Below are 2,112 nucleotides of genomic sequence, written 5' to 3'. Positions count from 1 at the left end.
GCAGCGCCGGAGGCGCTGCAAATCGAACACAGCGAGCGCGTGAAGGACGCGCGGTAGCTGCTCGGCGGCACGCCGACATGGCGGATCATGTGCTGCCGCAATGATTCCGCGGACCCGATACCGCTGTGCCGGGCTACCTGGTTCATGGGCAAAGTGGTGGATTCCAGCAGCTCTCTGGCGCGTTGCAGGCGCTGGTGCAGGAGCCATTTCTGTGGGCTGAGGCCGGTTTCCTCGTGGAATCGGCGGGTCAGCGTGCGGACGCTGGTGCGCGCGTGCCTGGCCAGGTCTTGCAGCGACAGCGGCGTGTCCAGGCGACCCAGCGCCCAGGCGCGGGTTGCCGCCAGGGTCACGCCGTTTTCCGGGGGCAGAGGGGCGTCCACGAATTGGGCCTGCCCGCCGGGCCGTACCGGGGTGACGACGGCGGTGCGTGCGGCCGCGTTCGCCACGGTCGCGCCGTAGTCCGCGCGGATCAGGTGCAGGCACAGGTCGATTCCGGCCGCCGCGCCCGCGGCGGTGGTGATCGGGCCGTCCTCGATGAACAGTGCGTCGGTGCGGACCGACACCTCCGGGAACATCGCCGCCAGCTCGTCGGCCAGGCCCCAGTGGGTGGTGGCCGTGCGTCCGGACAGCAGACCCGCCTGGGCGAGCACGAACGCGCCGCTGCAGATCGAGGTGACGCGCTTGCCGTCGGCGACGGCGCGACGCAGGGCGGCCACCGTGGCGTCGTCGGCGCTGCCGCGGCTGCCGGTGCTCGGCACGATGACGATATCGGCGGCGTCGATCGCCTCCAGCCCCCGCGACACCACCACGTCGAATCCGCCCAATCCCGCGGGCAGCACGCCGGGCGTGGCAGTGCACACCAGGATGCGGTAGCCGGGTTCGCCGTCCACTATCGCCGCGCCGAGCACGGTTTCGGGCATGGACAGGTCGAATGCCTTCACCGGAGGTACCGCGACGACGGCGACAGTCTGCATGGCCTGATCCTTGGGATAGTTGGCAATCCGGTCACTAGCTTAGCCCGCCGGGCAACGGCAGGCTGAGTGGCACGCGATCGGCAAACGGCGCGGACGTGTGTTTGCCGATCGTAGTTATGTTGTTGTTGCAGAAGGGAAGTCGAATGCCTACCCAGGTCGTTGTCGGTCGGGGCGCCACCGCCTCGGCCACCGCAGCGCTACTGGCCGAATCCGGTGACCGAGTACGGATGGTGAGTCGCAGCGGCGCCGGTCCCGAGCACCCGAATATCGAACGGATCGCCTTGGACGCGCTTGATGCGGCCGCGCTTACCGCGATCGCCGAGCACGCCGACACGGTGTTCAACATGGCCATGCCCGCGTATCACACGTGGCCGGAAGCCATTCCGCCGCTGTTCGGGTCCATCCGTACGGCCGCCGAGCAGACCGGCGCGAATTACGTGATGCTCGGCAATCTGTACGGCTACGGCCCGGTGGATGGTCCGGTCACGGAGCAGTCGCCGCTGGCGGCCACGGGCCCGAAAGGGCGGGTGCGTGCCCGGATGTGGCGGGAGGCGCACGAGGCGCACCGGGCGGGCCGGGTGCGCGTCGCCGAGGTGCGGGCATCGCAATTCTTCGGCCCGGGTGCGATCTCGGTGTTCTCGTTGCTCGCCCAGCCGAAGATCCTGGCCGGGCAATTGGCTCTGGTGCCGCAGGCTCTCGACGTTCCGCACGCCTACACCGCGGTCGGTGACGCGGCGGCGGCAGCGGTCGCCGTCGCTCGCGATGAGCGCGCGTGGGGCCGGGCCTGGCACGCGCCGGTCAGCACGGTGACCGTACGCGAGTTGGCCGGGCGGCTCGCCGCGGCCGCTGGAGAGACCGAACCTCGGCTGGAGGTCATGAGCGACCGGGAGCTGACGCTGCTCGGTCTCACCGACCCGTTCTGGGTCGAGTTGTTCGAGACCTACCACATGTCGCACGCGACGTTCACCGTCGACGACTCCGCCATCCGGGACACCTTCGGCCTGAAGGCATCCGATCCGGACGAGGTATTCGCGGAGGTGGTGCGTACTTCCTGAGTGTGCACACTGCGCGCCGATCGATGCGGTCCGGAGTTCGATGATCCGACCGCTCGGCCTCGGTGGCACGGCCTTCACGGCGG

General features: G+C 69.6%; 2 protein-coding genes. One reads left to right on the top strand and one right to left on the bottom strand.

Going from position 1 to position 2,112, the window contains the following annotated elements; all coding sequences use genetic code 11:
• On the bottom strand, positions 1–974 hold a 974-nt coding region (locus NA4_RS12195), incomplete at its 3' end, for a GlxA family transcriptional regulator (RefSeq protein ID WP_067468822.1).
• Positions 975–1,117: 143 nt separating this feature from the next.
• Here NA4_RS12195 and NA4_RS12190 point away from each other — a divergent pair.
• Positions 1,118–2,029 (top strand): NAD-dependent epimerase/dehydratase family protein, encoded by a 912-nt coding sequence (locus NA4_RS12190; protein ID WP_067468819.1) that lies wholly within the window; start codon positions 1,118–1,120, stop codon positions 2,027–2,029.
• Positions 2,030–2,112 lie beyond the last annotated feature (83 nt).

Source organism: Nocardia amamiensis NBRC 102102 (genome assembly GCF_001612745.1).
Classification (GTDB): domain Bacteria; phylum Actinomycetota; class Actinomycetes; order Mycobacteriales; family Mycobacteriaceae; genus Nocardia; species Nocardia amamiensis.
Note: the sequence above shows the minus strand (reverse complement) of the source record. Positions and strands in the feature narration are given on the sequence as shown.